Raw genomic sequence first — 21,627 nt, 5'->3', positions numbered from 1 at the left:
TTATTGCTAATGTTATTCAAAAATATTAGTTGAATTTCTTATAATCATAAATATTTTTTAAACTATATGTAGTAAAAATAACTTATTATAGAACTATCAGTAAAATTATTGATAAATTACTACTTAATTTAAATAACTGGTAAGTTAAATTTTTAATTAAAATTTGACATATTAATAAATTATTAATATAATTAGAATTCATTAACTTATTTTATTAAATATTATGCCTAAAACTATAAATAATTATAATAGATTCTTACCAGTAGTACATTTTTCTCAAACAGAGTTAGAAGAAAGTTTATGTAATGCTGTTATACATAACGATAAAAAAGCAGCTGAGATAGCTATTTTTAAATTAAATATTAGTGATAATTTTACTAGTGATCTTCGAACCAACAAAAGTTATATTGATGACACTCATAATATTTTTATTGGAGATAGTTTGCCATTAGTAGCAGTAAAAAATAATAATCTTGACATGCTTAAAATGTTATTATCATGTGGATTTGAGCCAAATACTCCAGCTGCTGCAAATTGTTATACTCCTTTATGGTATGTAACATATAAAGGATATACTAATTCTGTAAGAAAGCTTCTTGAATATCCAATAAATAATATAAACGAAACTTTTGGTAAAGAAACGCCTTTAAAAAGTGCATTAATACATAAACATACAGAAATAGCAAAGCTTTTAATAGACAAAATTAACCCTGATAAATTTTTGTTTAATGGAGTGGAGAATATAGCTCTATTGGCTCACGATCAATTTATGTTTATTATCAATGAAATATCTACTGATAAAAAAATATCATTGTTTAAATTATGTTCTAAAAATATTACAGAACATCAAGATTTTATACTTTTCGGAAAAGGCGAAGCAGAAATAAATAATATGCACATAAATAATACATATATGCTAGATTATTTAGACAATAATCACGATGATTCTACAACTATAATTGGCTCTATAGATTAAAATAAAAATCAGTAATGTTTTAGATATATAGCAGAAGATTATTATAAACTTTTGCTGTATACTAAAATATTTAATATAAGCACCCTCCCACAACTTTCTCAAGTTTTATCTTATAGTAATAACTTAATTAGACTTATTTAAGGCTCTCTTTAAACCTAATTATAATTTGTTTTTATTTTTATACTTGCGTTATTTTTTAGCAAAAATTAATAAGATTTTTGCAGTAATAGTTGTTCCTATTTCAAACTTTATAAAATTCACAAGCAGCATAAAAATTTAAAGTATGGGAACAAATTTTGTAATAGAACTTTTAGAGGTTCGACAATGGACGAAAAAAGAGAGTTTTTAAATTTCATCTTCTCGAACCTAAGCTTGAAGGACGGAAAAGTGCTTTACTATCTGGCTTTTTCGTTCGATAAACTGCAAGAAATTTCTAGTTGTCGGATGTGGCGAGAGTGACGGGACTCGAACCCGCGACCTTCTGCGTGACAGGCAGACGCTCTAACCAACTGAGCTACACCCCCCTTTAAGGGATAACAAATTATATATAACAATTCTTTCAATCGTGCAAGGATAAAATAGTTTATTTTCATTTTTTTGGAGCATATATACAGCATATGAAATATTTAAATAGCTTACAAAAGACTAAAAACCCTTAAAATAAGGCATAGAGTGACGGGACTCGAACCCGCAACCTTCTGCGTGACAGGCAGACGCTCTAACCAACTGAGCTATATGAGTCAGTATTATAATAAAATCTAAAACAATCATCAGTAATCTCTTTTTCCATCCTTAGTTGAACTCTTAAAAATTATTATACTTTTTTAAGATTTTCTTAATAAGGGCAGCATATAAGCTGGTTTGCTCATATTAAGGAATCTTATTTTATTAATCAATAATTAGGAGTATAATATGACAAAATCATCCGTTATTAAACTAGCTACCCCTTTTGAACGCTTAAAATTTCATAATCCTATACCGGATATTGCTCTTAGGCTTGCTGTTATTATGCAAGCAATAATTGATTCAACTAATACTTCTCCAAAAAAAGAAGCTAAAAAAGCAGAAGAGGCAGCTAAAAAATGGATTTTTGTAGATAATGAAGATTTTATTACCATATGTTTTGAAGCAGGTATAGAACCTTCTTTAGTAAGAAAAATCACTAAAGGCTTAATTAGACTACAACAAAATAAATCAGTTATCCATGAAGAAGATTTATTTTGTAATAAAAGCTTGAAATTACGCTAAATATAAATTAAGTGTATAGATGTTACTAGGTAACATCTATACACTATAACTAATATTTACGTTATAGTTCTAATTTCAAGCTATAAGGTTATTTATGATTATTTCAGTTTCAGGGCAACATATTTCTATTGGTAGTAATTTACAAGAATATTCAAAAGAAAGAGTTAACCAAGTTCTAACAAAATATTTTTCTGATATAATAAGTGCAGATATACATTATTCAAAAGAAGGAATGAATTTTAAATGCGATATTATAGCAAAATATGGTTCAGGTAAGCATAATATCGTTAAGAGTAACGAGAGCTGCAATGACATATATGTAGCATTTGACAAAGCTATGGCAAAGCTTGAAAAGCAGCTTAGAAAATATAAATCAAAACTAAAAAATCATCACACAGGTAAAGTAAAAATATCTGAAATCGATTCTGAGGGTACTAAATATATTATTAGTCCTCAAGATCAAGAAAATACTAATGATACAAATGATGCTAATTATCCAATAATTATTGCTGAAAAACCTGTAGAAATACTAAAGCTATCAGTAAAAGATGCAGTAATGAAAATGGATTTAGAAAATTTACCGGCAGTAGTATTCAAAAATATTAATAACAATCGTATAAATATAGTTTATTATCGTAAAGATGGTAATATTTCTTGGGTAGATTATAATTAATGATTCTTCCTTATAAAGGAATTAAACCTAATATTAATAAAATTGCTTATATTGCTCCAAGTAGTTCTATAATAGGTGATGTTAAGATCGGAAGTAATTCAAGCATTTGGTTTAATACTGTTTTAAGAGGAGATGTTGAATCAATAAAGCTATTACTTTTTGTAATAATTTGATGTAACTCAGTATTATTTGCTATACTGTTTTTCTTAAAATCACATGCTGCTATTTTTAAAGCAGAACCCGTATTTTGGAATAATGGCTTGTTATTTCTATATTGTTTTGCCAATGAGTCATTTGTTTGCTCAAGTAATAAATTGGAGAACTCTTCTAAACTAACTATTTCATTATTATTTTGCTTAACATCATTTCTAAATATTTCATAACTTCTATCTTCAAATATTATTTTACCTTCTATTATCTTATTCGTATCTGTTTGCTGCTCTCTATAAATCGATACCGTAAAAGTAAAACCATATTCCTGTATACATTTTAAAATAAAATTATTCTCTAGCTTATTGATAGTTCCACTTTTTAATATGCTTTTACATATCTCTTTTAAAAATATTCGTGTTTCACTTATATTCGGTAATTCTTGAAAAGAATTATTAAACCATTCTATTATTTCACAGTTTTGACTCTTCTCGTATTTTTGAGTAATATAGTCGGTTATTTTTTTAAGAGTAGCTTTAGCTTCTATATGCAAATCATTTAATGTTTGAATTTTAGCTAAATGAATTATTTTTAATAATTCATTTATTGTTTTATAGCTTGTTTTATTAACCGATATTGCCTTTAATACTGCAGGTAAGCTAATAGCTGCTACATACCAGATATTATCATTAGAACTTTTTAGTAGCTCTTTTAACTCTTTAAATGCTTCTTCTATAGGCATTGCCTTTAATACTGCAGGTAAGCTTCTAGCTGCTTCATACCAGATATTATCATCAGAACTTTTTAGTAGCTCTACTAGCTCTTTATATGCTTCTTCTACAGGCATTGCCTTTAATACTTCCGTTAAACTACTAGCTGCTGCAACCTTAACATCACTATCAGAACTTTTTAGTAGCTCTACTATCGCTAATAACGAAATAGTACAGAACCAAGAAATTTTATTAAAAAAATTAACTACACTGCATGCTATTACTAAAGATATTCAGAATATATTAGATAATTCCAACCAAGATATGCCTAAAGTGAAAGAAATCATTTATTTTCTACAAGAATTAAAAAAGGCTAAAGCTAGTATTACCGAGCAAGTTTTTGAAAATTTGGAAAAACAAGAGAAACAAAACATACTTAGTAAAACTGATTTTAATATACTTAGTAACCAGATGGATAATATACAATTGCAAGTTGAAGAAATTAAAAAACAAACTAAGAACTTTGAGTTATCACAAGCGACCTCGGATATTCCAAATAAATCTATTACAGAGATAAAAGAAATTATAGAAAAGAATAATGATATTAAACTAGGTGATAAAGAAATAATACTCAGCCAAATAGATAATATATCAAGTAAATTATTAATCTTAAAAGCCGAAACAGAAGCACAGCAAATAATAGATGCAATGAGGCAATATATAAATAATAAAAGTAGTATGGTAAAAAGATGGCTTCTAGAAGCAGATGAGTATTTAGATCAAAAACTTGAATCGCAAGCTGCTCTAAATGAAGCTACGCTAATCGGGTTAACGCATCCAAATCCAGCAGGAGACGAAATCCCTTATAATTAAATACTATAGGATATAATATGAAAGAATTATTAGAGTTTTTAGAAAAAAAGTTTAATGACGAAAATGAAATAGATATTTTACAACATAATAATTTTGAGCTTTCTTTAAGAAATAAATATTTAGATGATGAATTTTTTAAAGAACTTGCAGTATTACTAAAATTTGCTCCTAATATTATTCACTTAAATTTTGAAGGAAATAATATGACCCATGAGGGACTAAAAGCTCTTCTTGATGGAGTCAAGGATCATAAACTTACTTCTCTAAATATCGGTTGGAGTAGAGGCTTAGAAAGCAATAGCGGTAAATTAATCGCAGAACTAATTCAAACTAGCAAAACACTTACTCACCTTAATCTTAGTTGTAATAATTCAAAAGAAGCAGAAATAAAGTTAATTTTAGAAGCAGTTAAAATCGATAATTCTGTATTACACTTAGTTTTATGCGGAAACAACATAGGTACAACAGGTTATATATGATATATGGCGACGTAATTGGACCAGAATAGTGCCTTTTTTTGCTTTTCCGGAAGAGATTAGAAGGGTCATTTATACTACCAATACTACCCTCATCAGTAAATCGCCAAATCCGTAAAATTATCAAAAATAAGGGGTTTTTTCCTGATGATAAATCTATTACGAAAATTGTCTTCCTAACTTTAAAAAATGCTGCAAAAAAGTGGACCATGCCTATTAGAGAATGGTCGCTTGCTTTGAATCAGTTTGAGATTCTTTGTGGCGATTTTAAATATCAATTATTAGAAAATGAATTTTAGTAACTTACACAAAAATTATGATTGACTCAGAAAAATAAACACAAAAGCAACAAGTTTTTAAAATTAAAAGCTTAGGTAGCTCAATTTATGCTGGATTCCCGTCTCTACGGGAATGACATATGGACCTACTTCCCAAGCTACGAAGTGACAGGGAAAAACTGATCCACGTGAGGCGAGCCTTAAGCAGAAATAACATATCGATCTAGTTAGCAAGCAACTAGATGGCACTTTATATAACTATACTTTCATGCCCCATTAAATGTATTACATCTTCAGCAGTAACTTCAGATAACCCAGAATACACCATACCCTCAGGCATAGCTATTTTTTTATTTCCAGCAGAAAAAGATATTTTACAAATATCATAACAGCTTGTTATTCTATCATAAACAACTACATCTTCTAACTCTTCACCTTTAGGATATGCTTTGCCTGTATATATATACTTATTCATCACACTCTTTGCTTTCATATTTGGTGACATTATACTATTTATGGAACCTTTACGGCATAAAATAGTGGGCATATCGTCAAAATAAGAATTTATAAACAAAAATTTATCTCCATAACCATTCATAATATCCTTATTTTTTAGCACTTTTTCAAAGTGAATTCTTGGAGCAAGTGGAGAAATATGACTTAATAAAATTACTTTTTTCCCTCCATCTATGAGCCTATATATACTATCTGCCAATTTCTCTTGCCCGATTAATAGTTCTTTTTGTTCTTCTGTACGAGCTCTAATGTTATATCTTTCGATATTTTCTATTTGTGCAGATAAATAGTTAACTGAAATTTTATTTGAATTACTTACATTTTCTATTTCATCATTTGAAAAAAATGTATCTATATTTAAAATTGCGACCTGCCCCAATCCGTTAGAAAATGGAGGGATTTGTTGATTTAATACCTTACCACTTCCAATAGATAAGATAACAGTGTCATAGTCCATTTCTACTATTTTATTTGTCCATTCAGTAATATATTCTGCAGGCTTTAATCCATTATCAATGTCTAATTTCTTAACTACGGCTTTTTCAAGTTTTATTTCTTCCTCTATTGCAGGTTCTTTTTCTTCTACTACAAGTTCTCTTTCTTCAATCTTTGGTTTTGGAACAAAAATTTCAGCTTTTGTTTGTTTAGCTTCTATCTCACCTGCTGAAATTGCTTTTTCTACTACTGTAAAAAATTTATTATTAGACAGCTGCAAATTATTATATTCTTTCAAAACTTCATGTGTTGCATTTTCATAATTACTTTTTTGCTTGTCTAAAGATGCATATTTTGCTGCCAATTCTTTCTCTTTTACAAGAAAATTATTATAATAAAAATCGGTTGTAGCTTTGATAAAAGCTTGAGAAAAGTTTTCATTTTCTAATAATACAGCTAATTTATTGATTTGTAATTCTTTCTGCTCTATGGCAAATGCTATAGGGTTAGGATTAATTTTTTTGATGAATGATGTATTTACAAGGTTTTCATAATTAGAAATATCTACAAAAAACGTTAGACCGCTATCGTTATTAGTTATATCCAAATTTTTTAAAGCAAAATATTTAGGTTGAGCAAATAAAGCAAGCTTTGCAGTTTCACTTATGTAATCAATAGCAAAAGTTTCTAAAGAAGTATTTTTTGCAAGCATCTTAAGTAGAGCTATTTCACCTGTTGCTTTCAGATAATGCCCACATATTTTTAAATATTTTAAGCTATTATTTTCTTCTAAAGCACTAGCTATAGATTTAATACCATTATCTTGAATATCAGTATGATATAAGGTAAGCTCTTCAATAGTTTTGTTGTTTTGTAATAAACTACTTAATCCTGAATATATATCTTTATTATCTAAATCGCATTTATAAGCTTTTCCTCTAAGAATCAGTTTTTTAACTGTATTATTCTCTTTTAGCGTTTCAAATAATTCTATAAATTGCTTAGGCGTAAAATTACCTCTAATATCTAAACCAACTATATTAGGATTATTTTCTTTTAAAACTTCTAATAAATGTGAATAACTAAACTTATCCTTAAAATTAAATATAATCATATCCCCTTTCTCATTATTTAACAAAAAGTTAATTATTTAATATAGTATCAATTTTTTAATTAATAATCAACTATAATTTTGAAAAATATTTCAAAACTTAACAATAATTATATAAATTGCAAAAATACAATATATTTTCTATTAAAATTTAAATTCAATTATTAATTCATTTTGATAAGACAATAAATAATCTTAATATAAAATTTTATTTAAAAACAATTAATAATTATGAAAGATAAACCAAATGAAGCCTGGGAAGTTACAGGAGTTGATACACTCAGTAAAGCTCGAGATTTAAATAATACAAGAACGGATCCAGAAATCCCCACCATTATTAAAAATTCAGAAAACCACCCTAGAACAACTGCTGAACATATAATATTAACAGGGACGACTGATTTAACAAGCGTAGCTAGCTTACCAGCAACGCATATGGCTAAATATGCCTCTCTTGCTATTATAAATACTAATTTACAGATAGAAAAAGAAGCAGATCTAAAGCCTACTTTTGAAAAACTATATTCTTATGTGTTGGATTACAGTAGCAGCAGAGAATTTAAAGAAAAAGTAAATGAGGTAAATCTAAACTCAAAATCTCAAGCCGAAGCTTTATCTTCTAAAGTTATTAATAATACCGATACAGCGATATTAAATAAAGAAGAAAAAGAAGCGAAAAATCTATATGAAGCTATAAAAGAAAATTATCATAAATTACCTGAAAGTTCTCGTTCAAAAACACCGGAACAATATTTAGAAAAAATATTATTTGATAAAATTAAAATGAAAGCTTTGGAAGATACAATAATATCTGATCTAGAGCCAAAATTAGTAAAAGAAGCAGAAAATCAGGGATTTAAAAAATTAACCGAACATTCAAAAGATAGAACTACTTATTGTTTTTATGGGGCACCCGCATCTGGAAAAGGAACATCTGTAGCAATGCGTAGAAAGGAGGCAATAGAGCAAGGAAAAAATTGGTCTGATATAGTAAAAATTAATACTGACAGTCATAGAGATTTTATAACTACTAGTAAAATTGAGAATAAATCACCTCTTAATCATGCAGAAGCAGGATTTATTTCTAATATGTCATATCGTTTATATGAGAAAAAAGTTAATGACAATAAAGCTCCTGATATGCTAGTTGATACTATAATGCCTAATCAATATATACTTGATATGGCAGTTAAAAATGGTGGCAAGGCTCTAATTGATGTTATCTCAATTCCAGCAGAAAAATGTGTAGAAAGAGCATATGAACGAGGAAAAGAAGAAGGAAGATTAGTACCACGTGAGTATAACATTAACGCAAACATTAATGTCCCAAAGAATTTTCATGATATCATGTCTAAATATACTGGGAAAAACATTGAATATAAAATAGTAGATAATGATGTGGAAAGAGGTAAAAAACCGATATTAATAGAACAAGGTAATCTTAAAGAAAAAAAAGTAGAGATACACGATAAAACTAGGTTAGATGAATTTTTACGTAAACAAAACTTAAATCCTAAAGCACAAAACCCACAGGAATTATATAGCGAAGATTATTCTCAAAAAACTCCGACTTATAAATTTAATGATAGTAATTTAGGTATAAAAGTAAGCTATACAAAAGTTTCAGATGAAGCTCAAATGATTAAAGAACAACTAAGAACTAGATCAACTTCTGATGGATTGACAGATAGTAATAAAAATGTTACAGTAAAGAAAAATAATCAAATAGGTAGGTAATAATATGTCCAAGAAACCGAATAATAAGGATGACGACTTTCTATCACCTGAAGAACTTGCTTTTGCTGAAGAATATGATAAGCATCATGATAATACTGTTGTAGATACTAATGATGATGCACAAGCTTGGGCAAAAAAATTGTTAGGTGAGTCTAATAACACTACTACTAATAACCCTACAGACAAAGCTTAATAGCTTAATTTTTATGCAAGGCATTAAAGATCATTTTCGCAAGTGATTTACTAATGCCTTTTACTTTAGAAAGTTCATCTAGCGTTGCATCAGATACCGCTTTATATGAACCAAAATAATGTAGTAATGCTTTTTTACGAGTATCCCCTATTCCCTCTATTTCATCAAGGCTTGAGACTTTTATAGCACGTGACCTACTAAGTCTATGATTCTTTATTGCAAAATTATGAGCTTCATCCCGCAAGATTTGTAAATATTTCATAAGCGGTAAATTCTTGTTCAAGGTAAATACTTCTCTACCTACCATATGAAACTGCTCGAGACCAGCATTTCTATCAGGACCTTTTGACATACAAACAAACGGAATATCCATTTGAAGCTTATTCATCACTTCTTTAACAATACCTAAATGCCCCTTTCCCCCATCAATAATCATCAAACTCGGCAATCTATGTGGCTCTTGTTTTAATCTCGTTAATCGTCTAGTTAAAACTTGACGAAGCATTTCATAGTCATCGCCTTTAGTGTCATACCGTGGCTTGTCCACGGTATCCAAAAAACAACTAATACTATCATTGTTTGTTGATTTACTGGATCCCGTGATCGAGTCACGGGATGACAAGGAAAAAACCCGATATTCTTTTTTATCAAAACCGGATTTTCCGGCAACTATCATAACCCCGACGGCAAACTTACCTTGAATATGGCTATTATCGTAAACCTCAATTCTCTCAGGAATTTCAGGAAGATTAAATAACTCTTTAACCTCAAACATAAGCTCTTGATTTTTAGCAAATTTCTTTAGATATTGCTCAAGTGAAAATAAAGCATTTTCTTGAGCATTTTGAACTAGTTTAAGCTTACCACCGCTAGCAGGAATTGTAATGCTAAGCTTAGCAAAATCATTAATATTCCTAATCGCTTCTATAATATTATCTTTATCATCAATTTCGTGATTGATAATAATTCCCGGAGGTACTTGTTGTTTTTGGTAAAATTGTAATAAAAAATGCTTTAACACTTCTTCTTTAGTACTATTTTCAGTAGAAGTAGGGAAATACGGAATATTACCGCAAGCTTGCCCTATTCTATATAAAAATACCTCCACGCAATAATGCCCATTTTTTTCTACAATAGCAATTATATCTGCGTCTTTAACGATATCCGTAATACCCGCTTTAAGCTGTACATAACTCAATGCCTTAATACGATCTCTAATTTCTGCTGCTTCTTCAAAACGCATCTGCTCGCTTAACTCTTCCATTTTCTTCGATAGATTTTCTTGGAGTTCTTTACTGCGTCCTTGCAAGAAATCTTTGACCTGCCCTACTAGTTCCGCATAATCCTTTTTATTTATCTTACCAACACATGGAGCATAACAACGCTTAATTTCATATTGTAGGCAAGGACGAGTACGTGAATTGAAGTAATTATCTGTGCAGGAACGTAGTTTAAAGATTTTTTGTAGTTCTGATAAAGTAGTGTTAACTTCGGTTGCTGAAGCAAACGGACCAAAAAACTTCCCATCATTTAAGGCTCTGCCTCGGTATTTTAGCAATTGTGGGAAATCATGATCTAAACGTAATTTGATAAAAGGGAAAGATTTGTCATCTTTAAGAAGAATATTGAACTTCGGTTGAAATTTTTTGATTAGCTGAGCTTCTAAAAGCAGTGCTTCGACTTCAGAATTAGTAATGCTATACTCTAACGAGCAAGTATTTGCAACCATCCGAAGCGTTTTAGTATCTAAATCTGTTTTAATGTAATTAGTAAGACGCTTTTTTAGGTTTTTAGCTTTACCGACATAAATGACTTGTTTATTAGCGTCAAACATCCGATAGACTCCTGAACGCTCAGGGATATCTATAAGCTTGGACTTAATTAACTCATTTCCGGTAAGTTCCATAGTCATATATTACATGTCATTCCCGCATAGGCTTTGTTGTGTAGATCAAAAAACACTCTTGGTGTCATACCATGGCGGTATTATTGCGTAGATCGAAAAATGCCCTAAGGTAGTCATCTAGTTGCTTGACCACGACATCCAGAAAATAATAAAAAATACTAATTTTATTAGTATTTTTTAGCTGGATCCCGTGAATAAATCACGGGATGACAGGGGAAAATGATCCACGCAACAATGCCTACCATGGCTTGGGAACTAGATCCAGAAAATAATAAAAAATGCTAACATTATTAGTATTTTTTTACTGAATTGCTTCGTCGAAACTTACAGTTTCTTCTCGCAATGACGGGAACTAAGTTATAATTGCTTTTTCTCTTGAATCAGCTCAAATACCTCGACTGTATCGCCCTCTCTGATATCTTCGTAATTCTCAAATGCGATACCACACTCATAGCCTTCTCTGACTTCTTTAACTTCTTCTTTAAAGCGTTTTAAAGTCTTCAGCTTACCCTCATGAATTACTATATTATCACGTAATAAGCGTACTCCTGCTCCTTTCTTAATAATACCTCTAGTGACATAAGAACCAGCGATTTTACCAATCTTAGTAATGTTAAATATCTGCCTAATTTCTACCGATCCAATATATTGCTCTCTAATAATCGGATCAAGCATTCCACTCATAATTGCTTTCACGTCATCTAATAGATCGTATATTATGCTATAATATCTAATTTCAACTTTTTCTTTCTCTGCAGCAGTTTTTGCGTTTGCACCTGCTCTAACATTAAAACCAACAATGATAGCTGAAGAAGCATGAGCAAGTGATACATCTGATTCTGTTATAGGACCTACACCACTGTGAAGAATGCGGAGCTTAACTTCATCATTTGGTAATTTTAATAAACTACCAGCAATAGCTTCAACTGAACCATGAACATCGCCTTTAATAATTAAAGGTAATTCTTTAATTTTACTACTACCAGAAGCTTTTAAGAATAAATCTTCTAGACTTGAACGTGGTGCTATAGATATTTTCTTTTCTTTAGCAACTCGCTCTCTATATTCTGCTATGTCTTTTGCTTGCTTTTCAGTTTGTACTACGTTAAACATATCACCAGCATGAGGAACATGACTTAAACCCTGAATTTCTATTGGAACGGATGGGGTAGCTTCTAAAACTTCTATTCCTTTATCGTTAGTCATTTTTTTGACTTTACCATACGCAGTTCCAGCTATTATAATATCGCCACTTTTTAAAGTACCACGCTGAACTAGCATGGTTGTTAACGCACCTCTTCCTTTTTCGATTTTTGATTCGATCACAACGCCGCTAGCTGATCCGAACGGACTAGCTTTTAAATTTTGCATTTCTGCAATTAATAAAATAGCTTCTTCAAGCTTGTCTAAATTAATTTTTTTAAGTGCCGAGATTGGAATAACCATAACGTCACCACCAGCTTCCTCACCAATAATTTCATACATATAGAGCTCGTTTTTTACACGCTCAATATCAATATCAGGTTTATCAATCTTATTAATGGCAACTATTATAGGAACATTTGCTGCTTTTGCATGGTTAATCGCTTCAACAGTTTGCGGTTTTATACCATCATCTGCTGCAACTACTATGATAACTATATCAGTGACACCTGCCCCTCTTGAACGCATTTCTGAGAAAGCTTCATGACCAGGAGTATCAATAAATGTAATAGCTCTACCATCAGCAAGCGTTACTCTATAAGCCCCAATATGCTGAGTAATTCCTCCTGTCTCACCGGATGCTACATCTGTAGATTTCAGAGCATCAAGTAGAGAAGTTTTTCCGTGGTCAACATGACCCATAACTGTAACAACTGGTGCACGTGATCTTAAATCTTCCTCTTTATCATTGGTAATTAAGATATTTTCAACATCCGATTCTTGGACTCTTTTGACAGCATGACCTAGATGGGTAGCTACTAACTCTGCAGTATCTGCATCAATTGTTTGACTAGCATTAGCAAGAATGCCAAGCTTCATTAACTCTTTAATAACATCAGATACACGCTCAGACATTGCATTTGCAAAATCACCGACACCAATAACTTCAGGTAGCGTTATTTCTCTATATACTTTTTCAGGGGCTTGTACTAATGATTTACGCTTTTCTTTCTCTCTTGCTCTTTTTATAGAAGCAAGACTTCTAGTTCTATTTCTATTGTCGTTTTCATCGTCACCAACCATATTGAAGAGGTCAGTCTTTTTAAACTTTCTTGATTCTTCAACTTTAGGCTTTGGTGCAATCACCTTATTTTCGGTTACTTTATCTACAGTTTTTTCTGATTCTATACCGTAACGTGTTCTAGTTCCTACTAACGGGGATTTTACAAAAATATCCTCTTTCTTTTTAGGAGTTTGAAGTGTAGACTCCTCAATATCTTTTACTTCTTCTATTTTTGGCTCTTCTTTAACTTTGTTAGTATCGCTGCTTTCTTCTTGCTCAACTTCTATAGGATCTTCTTGTGAAGCAATAGATTGATTAATACTTGCAAGTTTACTTAAAGTACTTATTTGTGAATTATCATTTAATTTTGATTGTTCTGCAGCTTTTTTTAGAATAGATAAGCGTCTGTTAAATTCTTCACTACCACTACTTGAACCAGTTTCTAAACTACCTTTCTCTTTATTTAATGAAAGGGTAGTAGTAGAACCACTATAGCTTTTTCTAACCTCTACTAATGTTTTCGACTTAGCATTGACAAAACTTTGAGTACTCGCAAGAGAGTCAAAAGACTTGTTAAGTGACAATTTCGTATTGCTAAGTGTCAACTTTTTGGGTTTGTTTTCCTGGTTATCCGTCATATTTAAACCTTTGTGTTTAATACCGGTGTCACCCTATGGACATGCCGGCTTTGTTGCATGGATCGAAAAGCACTCTCGATGTCACAATGCCGTGGCTTGGGAACTAGATCCAGAAAAACAATAAAAAATACTAACACCACTAGTATTTTTTAGCTGGACCTCGCAGGTACAAGCCACGGGGTGACAGGGGAAAATGATCCACACAGGCAATGCCGCCACGGGATGACACTATTCTTCTTTTAGCTCGCTATGTTGTTTAGCAGTCTTAATTAATAATTTAATATTCTCATCTGTTATATTAGAATTTGAAGCTAGATTTTTAAATTCATTTACGCTCATTTCACCTAAATCTTCTATAGTCTTAATACCATATTCAGCAAATTTTAATATTAATTCAGGTTGTATTTCTAATATATCTATTAATTCCTGTTCAACTCCAAGCTCTTCAAGTTCTTTAACAATCTTTTCATTTCTGAGATTAACATAATTAATAGCTCTATTTCTAATCTCTACAGCTAGCTCTTCTTCAAAACCTTCAATATTCATTAAAGCATTAATATCACTATTTACAATTTGCTCTACTGTGTTAAATCCACTAACTGATAAAAGCTGTCCGATTACTTCTTCAACGTCTAAAGCTTCCATAAATAATTCTGTAGAAGTTACGAACTCTTCATTTCTTCGTTTTGATTCTTGCTCTTCAGTCATTATATCGATGTTCCATCCTGTGAGCTTAGCAGCAAGTCTCACATTTTGCCCTCTTCTGCCTATTGCAAGGCTTTGATTCTCCTGCGAAACTACTACCTCTACTTTTCTTTTATCTTCATCAATAAGAATTTTTAAAATTTCAGCAGGTGCAAGAGCATTAATTATAAACTGTGCAACATCCCTATTCCACAATATTATATCAATTTTTTCTCCATTTAGCTCATTTGTTATAGCTCTTACCCTATTACCTTTAATACCAACACATGAACCTATCGGATCTATACCATTTTCTGAAGCAAATACAGCTATTTTGGCTTTTGAACCGGGATCACGTGCTACTGCTTTTATTTCGATCCCTCCCTCATAAATTTCTGTAACTTCTAACTCAAATAGTTTAGCAAGCATCCTATCATCTGCCCTAGACAAAAATATTTGTGGACCTTTTGTTTCGTGCCTTACATCTTGTACATATGCTTTAACACGATCACCAACTTTAAAATTTTCACCTTTAATCTGTTGTTCTCTCTTTATTATTGCCTCAGCACGATTAAGATCAACTATTATATCACCATATTCTATTCTTTTGACAACACCATTTATAACCTCACCTTTTCTATCTTTGAAATCATGATATTGTTTTTCACGCTCTGCTTCTATAATGCGTTGTGTTATGACTTGCTTTGCGGCTTGAGCTGCTACTCTTGCATGATCAATTGAAGGTAAATATTCATATATTTCACCATCAATTTTAGCTTCAGGATCTTTTTGCAAAGCTTCGGTAATTGAAATTTGTGTTAAATAATCTTCTACATTTTCTACTACTTTAAGCACTCTTAAAAGATTTATTTCACCTGTCTTTCTATTTATTTGTGCTTTGATATTATATTCATTGCCGTATTTTTTTCGCACTGCTACTTGCACTGCTTGTTCTACAGTTGATATCAAAACTTCTTTTGATATCCCTTTCTCACGAGCTACAGAATCTATAATTTGTAAAATTTCTATGTTACCTATATTAGACATATATTATATTACCTTGTATTACTTTTATTCTCAGAACCTAATAATTTTTTAAACATTTCTTCTGTTAAAACTAGGTTAGCACTTTTAATTAAATCGTAATTAATTATTACTTCTTGGTCTTCCCATTTTAAATATACTTTATCGTCTTTAGCCTCAATTATCGTACCTTGATAACGGCTTCTACCATTTAACAACTCTTTAAGCTTAATTTTAACTTCTCGTCCTATAAATCTTTTATAATTTTCAAATTTTACCAATGGACGTTCAACACCACTTGACGAAACCTCCAAGTAATATGCCTCTTCTATCAAATCTTCAACATCTAGAATAGCCGAAATAGTATTGCTTGCTTTAGTGCAATCTTCTATCGTTACTTTTTGATCATCAAGCCTATCTATTAATATCTCAACTACTTTAGAGCTTAGACCTTTAACACGCACAAGCACTAATTCAAACCCCATATCACTTAAGGTTTCTTGTATCAAATCTGTTATTTGTTGTTCAATAGTTTGCATTATCAATTTTATAACAAAAAAGGCGGGATAACCCACCTTTTTTTAATTCCAATATTGTATCCCTCAAAAAGGCAGAATACACTAGTTCATATATATAAGCAATATTTATTTAACAATATATATTTTGTTATTTATTCATGAGCAAATGAACAAACACTTGACCCAGGATTATCTTGTCCTATTAAATATGAATCAAATACTTCCTGTGATGGTCCAAATCCCTCTATATGAATATTATCTTCTGCAACGCCCCATCCTTTTAATATCTGCTGTAGATTAGCACTGAAAGAAAGAGAAGCACAAATTTCATAATTATTATTATGATTGTCTAAGATACTATTCAAAGATTTTTCATTTATTCTACCGATATGAATAGTATTATTCTTACTATAGCTATCTTGAGTATAATATTTATCATAAGAAACCTTAAGACCAAGATCTCTTAATTGCTCTACAGGTAGATCTAATTGGTGTGTATCACTGTTTTCACCTTGAGTAGAATGAATAATATGTATAGATGATGGTAGTTTATCGCTTTGTCCATTTTTTATAGATTCTTTTATAGCTTGCATAACAGCAATGGAATTGCTTTCTCCTGACCCTCCACTAATTAGGACAAGAGGAATGACATTATCTAATTTAAATGGAATACCACATGGAGGTCTTAATCCTACTATTGTATTCATTTCAGCGTCACGTAGATATTGTGTTACAGAAAAAGAATTATTATCAGTTACTTCTTTTACTTTTATTAAAAGCTTATAATAATCTTCTCCACTGTCGGTAATAGTAAAATGACGCTGTACTCCATTTACTTGCATAGTAATATATTGTTCAGGTTTATGTGGCAGTACTTTTTCACCATTAACTGTTTTAAGAGTAAGAGATATTGTGTCCCCTTGGATGTTTGCCAGCGTTTTTTCTGCTATTATAAATTCTTTATAATCTTCCCAGCCACCTGATTCTTGTATTTGATTGTAACGGTTACTTTCAATCTCTATAAACAAACCACTCAATTTTTTATAACTTTCTAGTAATAAATTAGTCTCTTCTTCCGTTAAATTGTAAACTGATCCTATAGCTTTTATTAATGCTTTACCAACTTTAGGATAATCCTCTGCTTTAATCTGAAGAGATACATGTTTTTCAGCCACTTCTTTCATTCTATTCATAAATTTTTCTGAATAATTCTCTATAGTATTTGCCCATAAGCGAATAAATTCTGCTAAAGCTTCTGATTGCATACCATTTTCCTGATTTGTTTTATTAAAAACAGATAGCAACTCTGGATTCTCAGAAAATAATATATCATAAAATTTTTTTGTATATTGAGTAGGACAATTTTTTAGTAAGCTAATAAGATTTTGAGACATAGTCACTCCTTGTTTACAATTATTAATATGTTATAATATGTATTTAAAATACATATTATAACATATAGACTTATATAAATGTTTTTTTGTATATTCAAGATAAAAAATAAAATTTTTATGCAGTTAACAAGTTTTACAGATTATGGATTACGTAGTCTTATATATCTTGCATCTAAACAGGGGGAAATTTGTAGTATAAAAGAAATAGCAGAATACTATAATATTTCACTTAATCATTTAGTAAAGGTAATACACAAATTAGCACAATTAGGATATATAAGTAGTAGTAAAGGAAAAGGAGGTGGAATTAGATTAGCATCTCCCCCATCTTCTATAAAACTTGGAGATATAATAGAGAAGTTAGAGCCTAATATGGATATAGTAGAATGTTTTAATAAAGATACTAATCGATGCAGAATCACTAATTCGTGCCAATTTAAACATTTTATTAAGGAGGCAAGCAATGCATTTATAAAAACACTTAATAATTATACATTAGAGGATGCAATTAATAATAAATTGATTTAAAGTGTCTTTTTTCTCTGCCCTACTATTAAAAACTCCTTATTTCCTTTAGCTCCGAGTATCGGGCTTTCTACAATACCGAATATCTCAAAATTATGTTCTTCTTCAAGCCAAGCTTTAATTTTATTGCACACTTTTTGATGAAGTAACGGGTTTTTAATAATTCCTCCCTCCTCTACCTCATGCTTTTCGACTTCAAATTGCGGCTTGATTAGAGCTATAAGCAAACAATCTTTCTTAGCTAAAGCAAATGAAGCAGGCAGAATAGTAGTTAAGCTGATAAAGCTTGCATCACAAACTATCAAATCAGGCTGAATAGTTATTTGTTTTTCGGTTAAATATCGTGCATTAGTTTTCTCAAGTACTATAATTTGCGGATTATCCCGCAATCTATGATGCAGCTCACCATAACCAACATCTACAGCAAAAACTAACTCTGCACCTTGCTCCAATAAAACTTCCGTAAAACCGCCAGTACTGCTTCCAAAATCAATGCAAACCATACCGCTAGGGTTAATCTTAAAATGATCTAAAGCCTTAATTAGCTTTAATGCTCCTCTTGAAACATAATTATGCTTCGGCAATTTTACCTTAATATCAGTATCATTTATATTAACTTGCGTTCCGGCTTTGGTTAGTTGCTCATGTTTATTATGCACTTTACCCTGCATAATTAGACTTTGTGCCACCTGAATATTTGGGGCAAAACCTTTTTGCAATAAAAATTCATCAAGTCTTATTTTAGTCATTATAAATTAAGCAATACTTGATTTTGTAACTTAAATAATTCCGCCACACCTGCTTTTGCAAGTTTTAACATTTCTAAAAATTGCTCTTCAGAAAAAGGTTTTTTCTCTGCTGTTCCTTGAATTTCAATTAAGTTTCCGTTACCTGCAAATACAAAATTACTATCTACTTCAGCGTCACTATCTTCTAAATAATCCAGATCTAATATAGGTTGATCTTTATATATACCGCAAGAAACAGCAGCAACTTGGTTGATCAATGGATTTACTTTTAGAATTCTTTTTTTCATTAATGATCTAATAGCTAGATGCAAAGCTACATAACTGCCTGTTATAGCGGCAGTCCTAGTACCTCCATCGGCATTAATCACATCACAATCTATGGTAATTTGTCGCTCACCAAGTTTTTGTAAGTCAATTATCGAACGCATCGTTCTGCCTATTAAACGCTGTATCTCTTGCGTTCTACCTGACTGCTTACCTTGCACCGCTTCCCTTTTATTACGCTGAGATGTAGAACCCGGGAGCATGCTATACTCTGCGGTAATCCATCCTCTGTTCTGGTTACGTAAAAATGGTGGTACTGTCGTGTCATAACTTGCACTACACATAACATGAGTGTTACCTATTTTAATAAGACATGAGCCTTCTGCGTTAATAAGAGGAGATAATTCTAATGAAATAGGACGTAATTGATTGCTTTTTCTGCCTGACTGCCTCATAATATAATATTTATACCTCTAATAGATGAAGAATAGATAGACAAAGTTTTATTTGGAAAAGATTTTAAATAAAACAAGTATACCCCATTGAAAATTTTAGATTTTTTATTATATCTTATACTATAAGTAAATCAATAATAGTTATACGATGACGGACAATAATATAGAAAACAAAGAAGAAGAAATAATAAATGATATTGCTGAGGAAGTAGAAAATACTGAAATAGCAGACTTAAAAGCTCAAATAGAGGAGCTAAAAGATAAGCTAATTAGAGCAAGTGCTGAAATAGATAATACGAGAAAGCGTTTAGAAAAAGCACGTGATGAAGCAAGAGATTATGCGATTACTACATTTGCTAAAGAGCTTCTAAACGTTAGCGATAATTTATCTAGAGCGTTAGAACATAAACCACTGGATGCTTCAGTAGAAGTAACCAATATTATTGCTGGTGTTCAGATGACTAAAGATGAGCTAGATAAAGTATTTCATAAGCATCATATAGAAGAAATAAAGCCGGAAATAGGATCAACATTTGATTATAATTTGCATAATGCAATCTCTCAAATAGAGCATCCTGATCATGAACCTAATAGCGTTATTAATATAATGCAGGTTGGCTATAGAATTAAAGATAGATTACTTCGTCCTGCGACTGTTCAAGTAACCAAAAAAACATAGGTCTACTCGATGAACTTGAAAAATTGGCATCGTCGTCTTTGTAAGTCCTCAGATGCTCACGTATTAAGTATACGCTGTGCTCTTCGGCTTACAGTCCGATTACTCTTTTCCAAGTTGATCTTCGTATACCGATATTTTGGAGTAAAAATATGAATAAAACCGCCATATTTTGGCTTCTTTTTATAGGAATTTTTATAAGCGGTTTTATGCTAATTTCAGAAGCAATAAGACCATTTTTTATTGCTTTTATAATTTCTTATTTACTTCAACCTGCTATAGAGTTTGTTGCGTCAAAATTTAAATTATCAAATAAAATTTCATCTATTGTAGTTTATTTGATATTTTTAAGTATATTTTTTACTGCACTTACTCTTTTAGTACCGGTAATTTATGGGCAGGTTTCTACTTTTGTAAATAATATACCTAAATATAAGGATTATTTTCAAACAGAGATATTGCCGCCTATAATGACAAAAATTTATGCTGTAGAGCCTAATATCGCTGATAAGATACGGGATTCTTTAAGTAATTTCATAAATAGTATATTCACTATACTTGGCAGCCTTGCTAATAATTTTTGGCACTATACTCTCATTACAATTAATATATTTGTCTTATTTTTACTTATCCCTATAATATTATTTTATTTCTTACGTGATTGGACAAGAATTATTGAAAATATGAAATCGTTATTACCACTAAAAAGTAGACACAAAATTCTTGGAATACTATCCTCTATCAATAGCCTGCTTGCTGCTTACATAAGAGGTCAGCTAAATATTTGCCTATTATTGTCAATTTATTATAGTATCTCATTTAGTATAATAGGTATCGATCTTGCACTATTGCTAGGAATTCTAACAGGTTTTTTAGTTATCATCCCTTTTATCGGTACTTTTATCTCTTGCTTTCTAACGCTAACTATTGGATATTTAACCTTTGGTGCGACTACACAACTATTTTATATAATGGTGGTTTATATTATTGGGAATATTTGTGAGTCATATATTTTAACACCTAAAATTATTGGCGATAAAATAGGTTTGCATCCTCTTTGGATTATCTTCTCAATTTTTGCCTGCGGTAGTTTATTCGGCTTTATCGGAATATTTTTCGCTATACCAATAGCCGGCGTCACGAAGATTTTACTTTTTAATATAATTAAATTCTATAAATCTAGTAGATTTTACCGCTTGGAGGGGTAAGTATT

The 21,627-nt window shown here is 30.9% G+C and carries 18 protein-coding genes, 2 tRNA genes and 3 pseudogenes; 12 read left to right on the top strand and 11 right to left on the bottom strand.

Going from position 1 to position 21,627, the window contains the following annotated elements:
- Positions 1–223 precede the first annotated feature (223 nt).
- Positions 224–976: an ankyrin repeat domain-containing protein gene (locus tag RBE_RS03260; protein WP_011477292.1), complete on the top strand. Its 753-nt coding sequence runs from the start codon at positions 224–226 to the stop codon at positions 974–976.
- Between the two features lie 447 nt (positions 977–1,423).
- Here the strand turns inward: RBE_RS03260 and RBE_RS03255 are convergent.
- Together RBE_RS03255 and RBE_RS03250 are read right to left on the bottom strand one after the other, a co-directional pair.
- A tRNA-Asp gene (locus RBE_RS03255) sits at positions 1,424–1,500 on the bottom strand.
- A gap of 150 nt (positions 1,501–1,650) precedes the next feature.
- Positions 1,651–1,709 (bottom strand) — tRNA-Asp (locus RBE_RS03250).
- Between the two features lie 179 nt (positions 1,710–1,888).
- Here RBE_RS03250 and RBE_RS03245 point away from each other — a divergent pair.
- The 3 genes and pseudogenes from RBE_RS03245 to RBE_RS07880 all read left to right on the top strand — a co-directional run.
- The gene (locus RBE_RS03245) at positions 1,889–2,224 is read left to right on the top strand and encodes a hypothetical protein (protein WP_011477291.1); all 336 of its coding nucleotides are present in this window, start codon (positions 1,889–1,891) and stop codon (positions 2,222–2,224) included.
- 94 nt (positions 2,225–2,318) lie between these two features.
- Entirely contained in the window at positions 2,319–2,897 is a 579-nt protein-coding gene (hpf, locus tag RBE_RS03240; protein WP_011477290.1) for a ribosome hibernation-promoting factor, HPF/YfiA family, read from the top strand.
- Positions 2,897–3,049, top strand: a pseudogene (locus RBE_RS07880) (carbonic anhydrase); the annotation flags it as partial. The gene hpf and the pseudogene RBE_RS07880, both read left to right, overlap by 1 nt.
- A 668-nt stretch (positions 3,050–3,717) precedes the next feature.
- Here RBE_RS07880 and RBE_RS09595 read toward each other — a convergent pair.
- Positions 3,718–3,972, bottom strand: a pseudogene (locus tag RBE_RS09595) (HEAT repeat domain-containing protein); the annotation flags it as partial.
- A 109-nt stretch (positions 3,973–4,081) separates the two neighbouring features.
- Between RBE_RS09595 and RBE_RS03230 the strand changes: the two are divergent.
- From RBE_RS03230 to RBE_RS09180, 3 genes and pseudogenes are all read left to right on the top strand, one after another.
- Entirely contained in the window at positions 4,082–4,630 is a 549-nt protein-coding gene (locus tag RBE_RS03230) for a hypothetical protein (protein ID WP_011477288.1), read from the top strand.
- Between the two features lie 17 nt (positions 4,631–4,647).
- Positions 4,648–5,109 (top strand): hypothetical protein, encoded by a 462-nt coding sequence (locus RBE_RS03225; protein ID WP_011477287.1) that lies wholly within the window; start codon positions 4,648–4,650, stop codon positions 5,107–5,109.
- Between the two features lie 4 nt (positions 5,110–5,113).
- Positions 5,114–5,405: pseudogene (locus tag RBE_RS09180) on the top strand (transposase); the annotation flags it as partial.
- A 229-nt stretch (positions 5,406–5,634) separates the two neighbouring features.
- Here RBE_RS09180 and RBE_RS03215 read toward each other — a convergent pair.
- Positions 5,635–7,449, bottom strand: coding sequence for a hypothetical protein (locus RBE_RS03215; RefSeq protein ID WP_011477285.1), 1,815 nt, complete (start codon positions 7,447–7,449; stop codon positions 5,635–5,637).
- A gap of 228 nt (positions 7,450–7,677) precedes the next feature.
- Here RBE_RS03215 and RBE_RS03210 point away from each other — a divergent pair, with 228 nt between their 5' ends.
- Both RBE_RS03210 and RBE_RS03205 read left to right on the top strand, forming a co-directional pair.
- Complete coding sequence (locus RBE_RS03210) at positions 7,678–9,183, top strand: zeta toxin family protein (RefSeq protein WP_011477284.1); 1,506 nt, start codon at positions 7,678–7,680, stop codon at positions 9,181–9,183.
- 4 nt (positions 9,184–9,187) lie between these two features.
- On the top strand, positions 9,188–9,376 hold the full coding sequence (locus RBE_RS03205) for a hypothetical protein (protein WP_012151820.1): 189 nt from the start codon (positions 9,188–9,190) through the stop codon (positions 9,374–9,376).
- A gap of 4 nt (positions 9,377–9,380) precedes the next feature.
- On the opposite strand, the gene uvrC is transcribed toward RBE_RS03205, so the two are convergent.
- The 5 genes from uvrC to RBE_RS03180 all read right to left on the bottom strand — a co-directional run bounded on the left by uvrC (position 9,381) and on the right by RBE_RS03180 (position 17,745).
- Positions 9,381–11,288: an excinuclease ABC subunit UvrC gene (gene uvrC / locus RBE_RS03200; protein WP_011477283.1), complete on the bottom strand. Its 1,908-nt coding sequence runs from the start codon at positions 11,286–11,288 to the stop codon at positions 9,381–9,383.
- 351 nt (positions 11,289–11,639) lie between these two features.
- Entirely contained in the window at positions 11,640–14,126 is a 2,487-nt protein-coding gene (gene infB / locus RBE_RS03195; RefSeq protein ID WP_011477282.1) for a translation initiation factor IF-2, read from the bottom strand.
- A gap of 228 nt (positions 14,127–14,354) precedes the next feature.
- A complete protein-coding gene (nusA, locus tag RBE_RS03190) occupies positions 14,355–15,857 on the bottom strand; it encodes a transcription termination factor NusA (RefSeq protein WP_011477281.1) in 1,503 nt (500 codons plus the stop codon).
- 8 nt (positions 15,858–15,865) lie between these two features.
- Positions 15,866–16,372, bottom strand: a complete 507-nt coding sequence (gene rimP / locus RBE_RS03185) for a ribosome maturation factor RimP (RefSeq protein WP_041804650.1) — start codon at positions 16,370–16,372, stop codon at positions 15,866–15,868.
- A 131-nt stretch (positions 16,373–16,503) separates the two neighbouring features.
- Positions 16,504–17,745 (bottom strand): globin domain-containing protein, encoded by a 1,242-nt coding sequence (locus RBE_RS03180; RefSeq protein WP_012151816.1) that lies wholly within the window; start codon positions 17,743–17,745, stop codon positions 16,504–16,506.
- A gap of 117 nt (positions 17,746–17,862) precedes the next feature.
- Here RBE_RS03180 and RBE_RS03175 point away from each other — a divergent pair, with 117 nt between their 5' ends.
- Positions 17,863–18,273 (top strand): Rrf2 family transcriptional regulator, encoded by a 411-nt coding sequence (locus RBE_RS03175; protein ID WP_011477278.1) that lies wholly within the window; start codon positions 17,863–17,865, stop codon positions 18,271–18,273.
- Here RBE_RS03175 and RBE_RS03170 read toward each other — a convergent pair.
- Both RBE_RS03170 and rph read right to left on the bottom strand, forming a co-directional pair.
- Positions 18,270–19,019 carry a TlyA family RNA methyltransferase gene (locus tag RBE_RS03170; protein WP_011477277.1) on the bottom strand — a complete coding sequence of 250 codons (750 nt, stop codon included), beginning with the start codon at positions 19,017–19,019 and terminating at the stop codon, positions 18,270–18,272. The genes RBE_RS03175 and RBE_RS03170 overlap by 4 nt on opposite strands.
- The gene (gene rph, locus RBE_RS03165; RefSeq protein WP_011477276.1) at positions 19,019–19,738 is read right to left on the bottom strand and encodes a ribonuclease PH; all 720 of its coding nucleotides are present in this window, start codon (positions 19,736–19,738) and stop codon (positions 19,019–19,021) included. The genes RBE_RS03170 and rph overlap by 1 nt, the downstream gene beginning before the upstream one ends.
- Before the next feature lie 148 nt (positions 19,739–19,886).
- Here rph and grpE point away from each other — a divergent pair, with 148 nt between their 5' ends.
- Positions 19,887–20,417: a nucleotide exchange factor GrpE gene (gene grpE, locus RBE_RS03160; RefSeq protein WP_011477275.1), complete on the top strand. Its 531-nt coding sequence runs from the start codon at positions 19,887–19,889 to the stop codon at positions 20,415–20,417.
- A 149-nt stretch (positions 20,418–20,566) separates the two neighbouring features.
- Positions 20,567–21,622 carry an AI-2E family transporter gene (locus tag RBE_RS03155; RefSeq protein WP_011477274.1) on the top strand — a complete coding sequence of 352 codons (1,056 nt, stop codon included), beginning with the start codon at positions 20,567–20,569 and terminating at the stop codon, positions 21,620–21,622.
- The last annotated feature ends 5 nt before the right edge of the window (positions 21,623–21,627 follow it).

Source organism: Rickettsia bellii RML369-C, assembly GCF_000012385.1.
GTDB classification, from domain to species: Bacteria; Pseudomonadota; Alphaproteobacteria; order Rickettsiales; family Rickettsiaceae; genus Rickettsia; species Rickettsia bellii.
The sequence above is the reverse complement of the archived record's forward strand: the minus strand, read 5'-3'. Positions and strand labels throughout refer to the sequence as shown.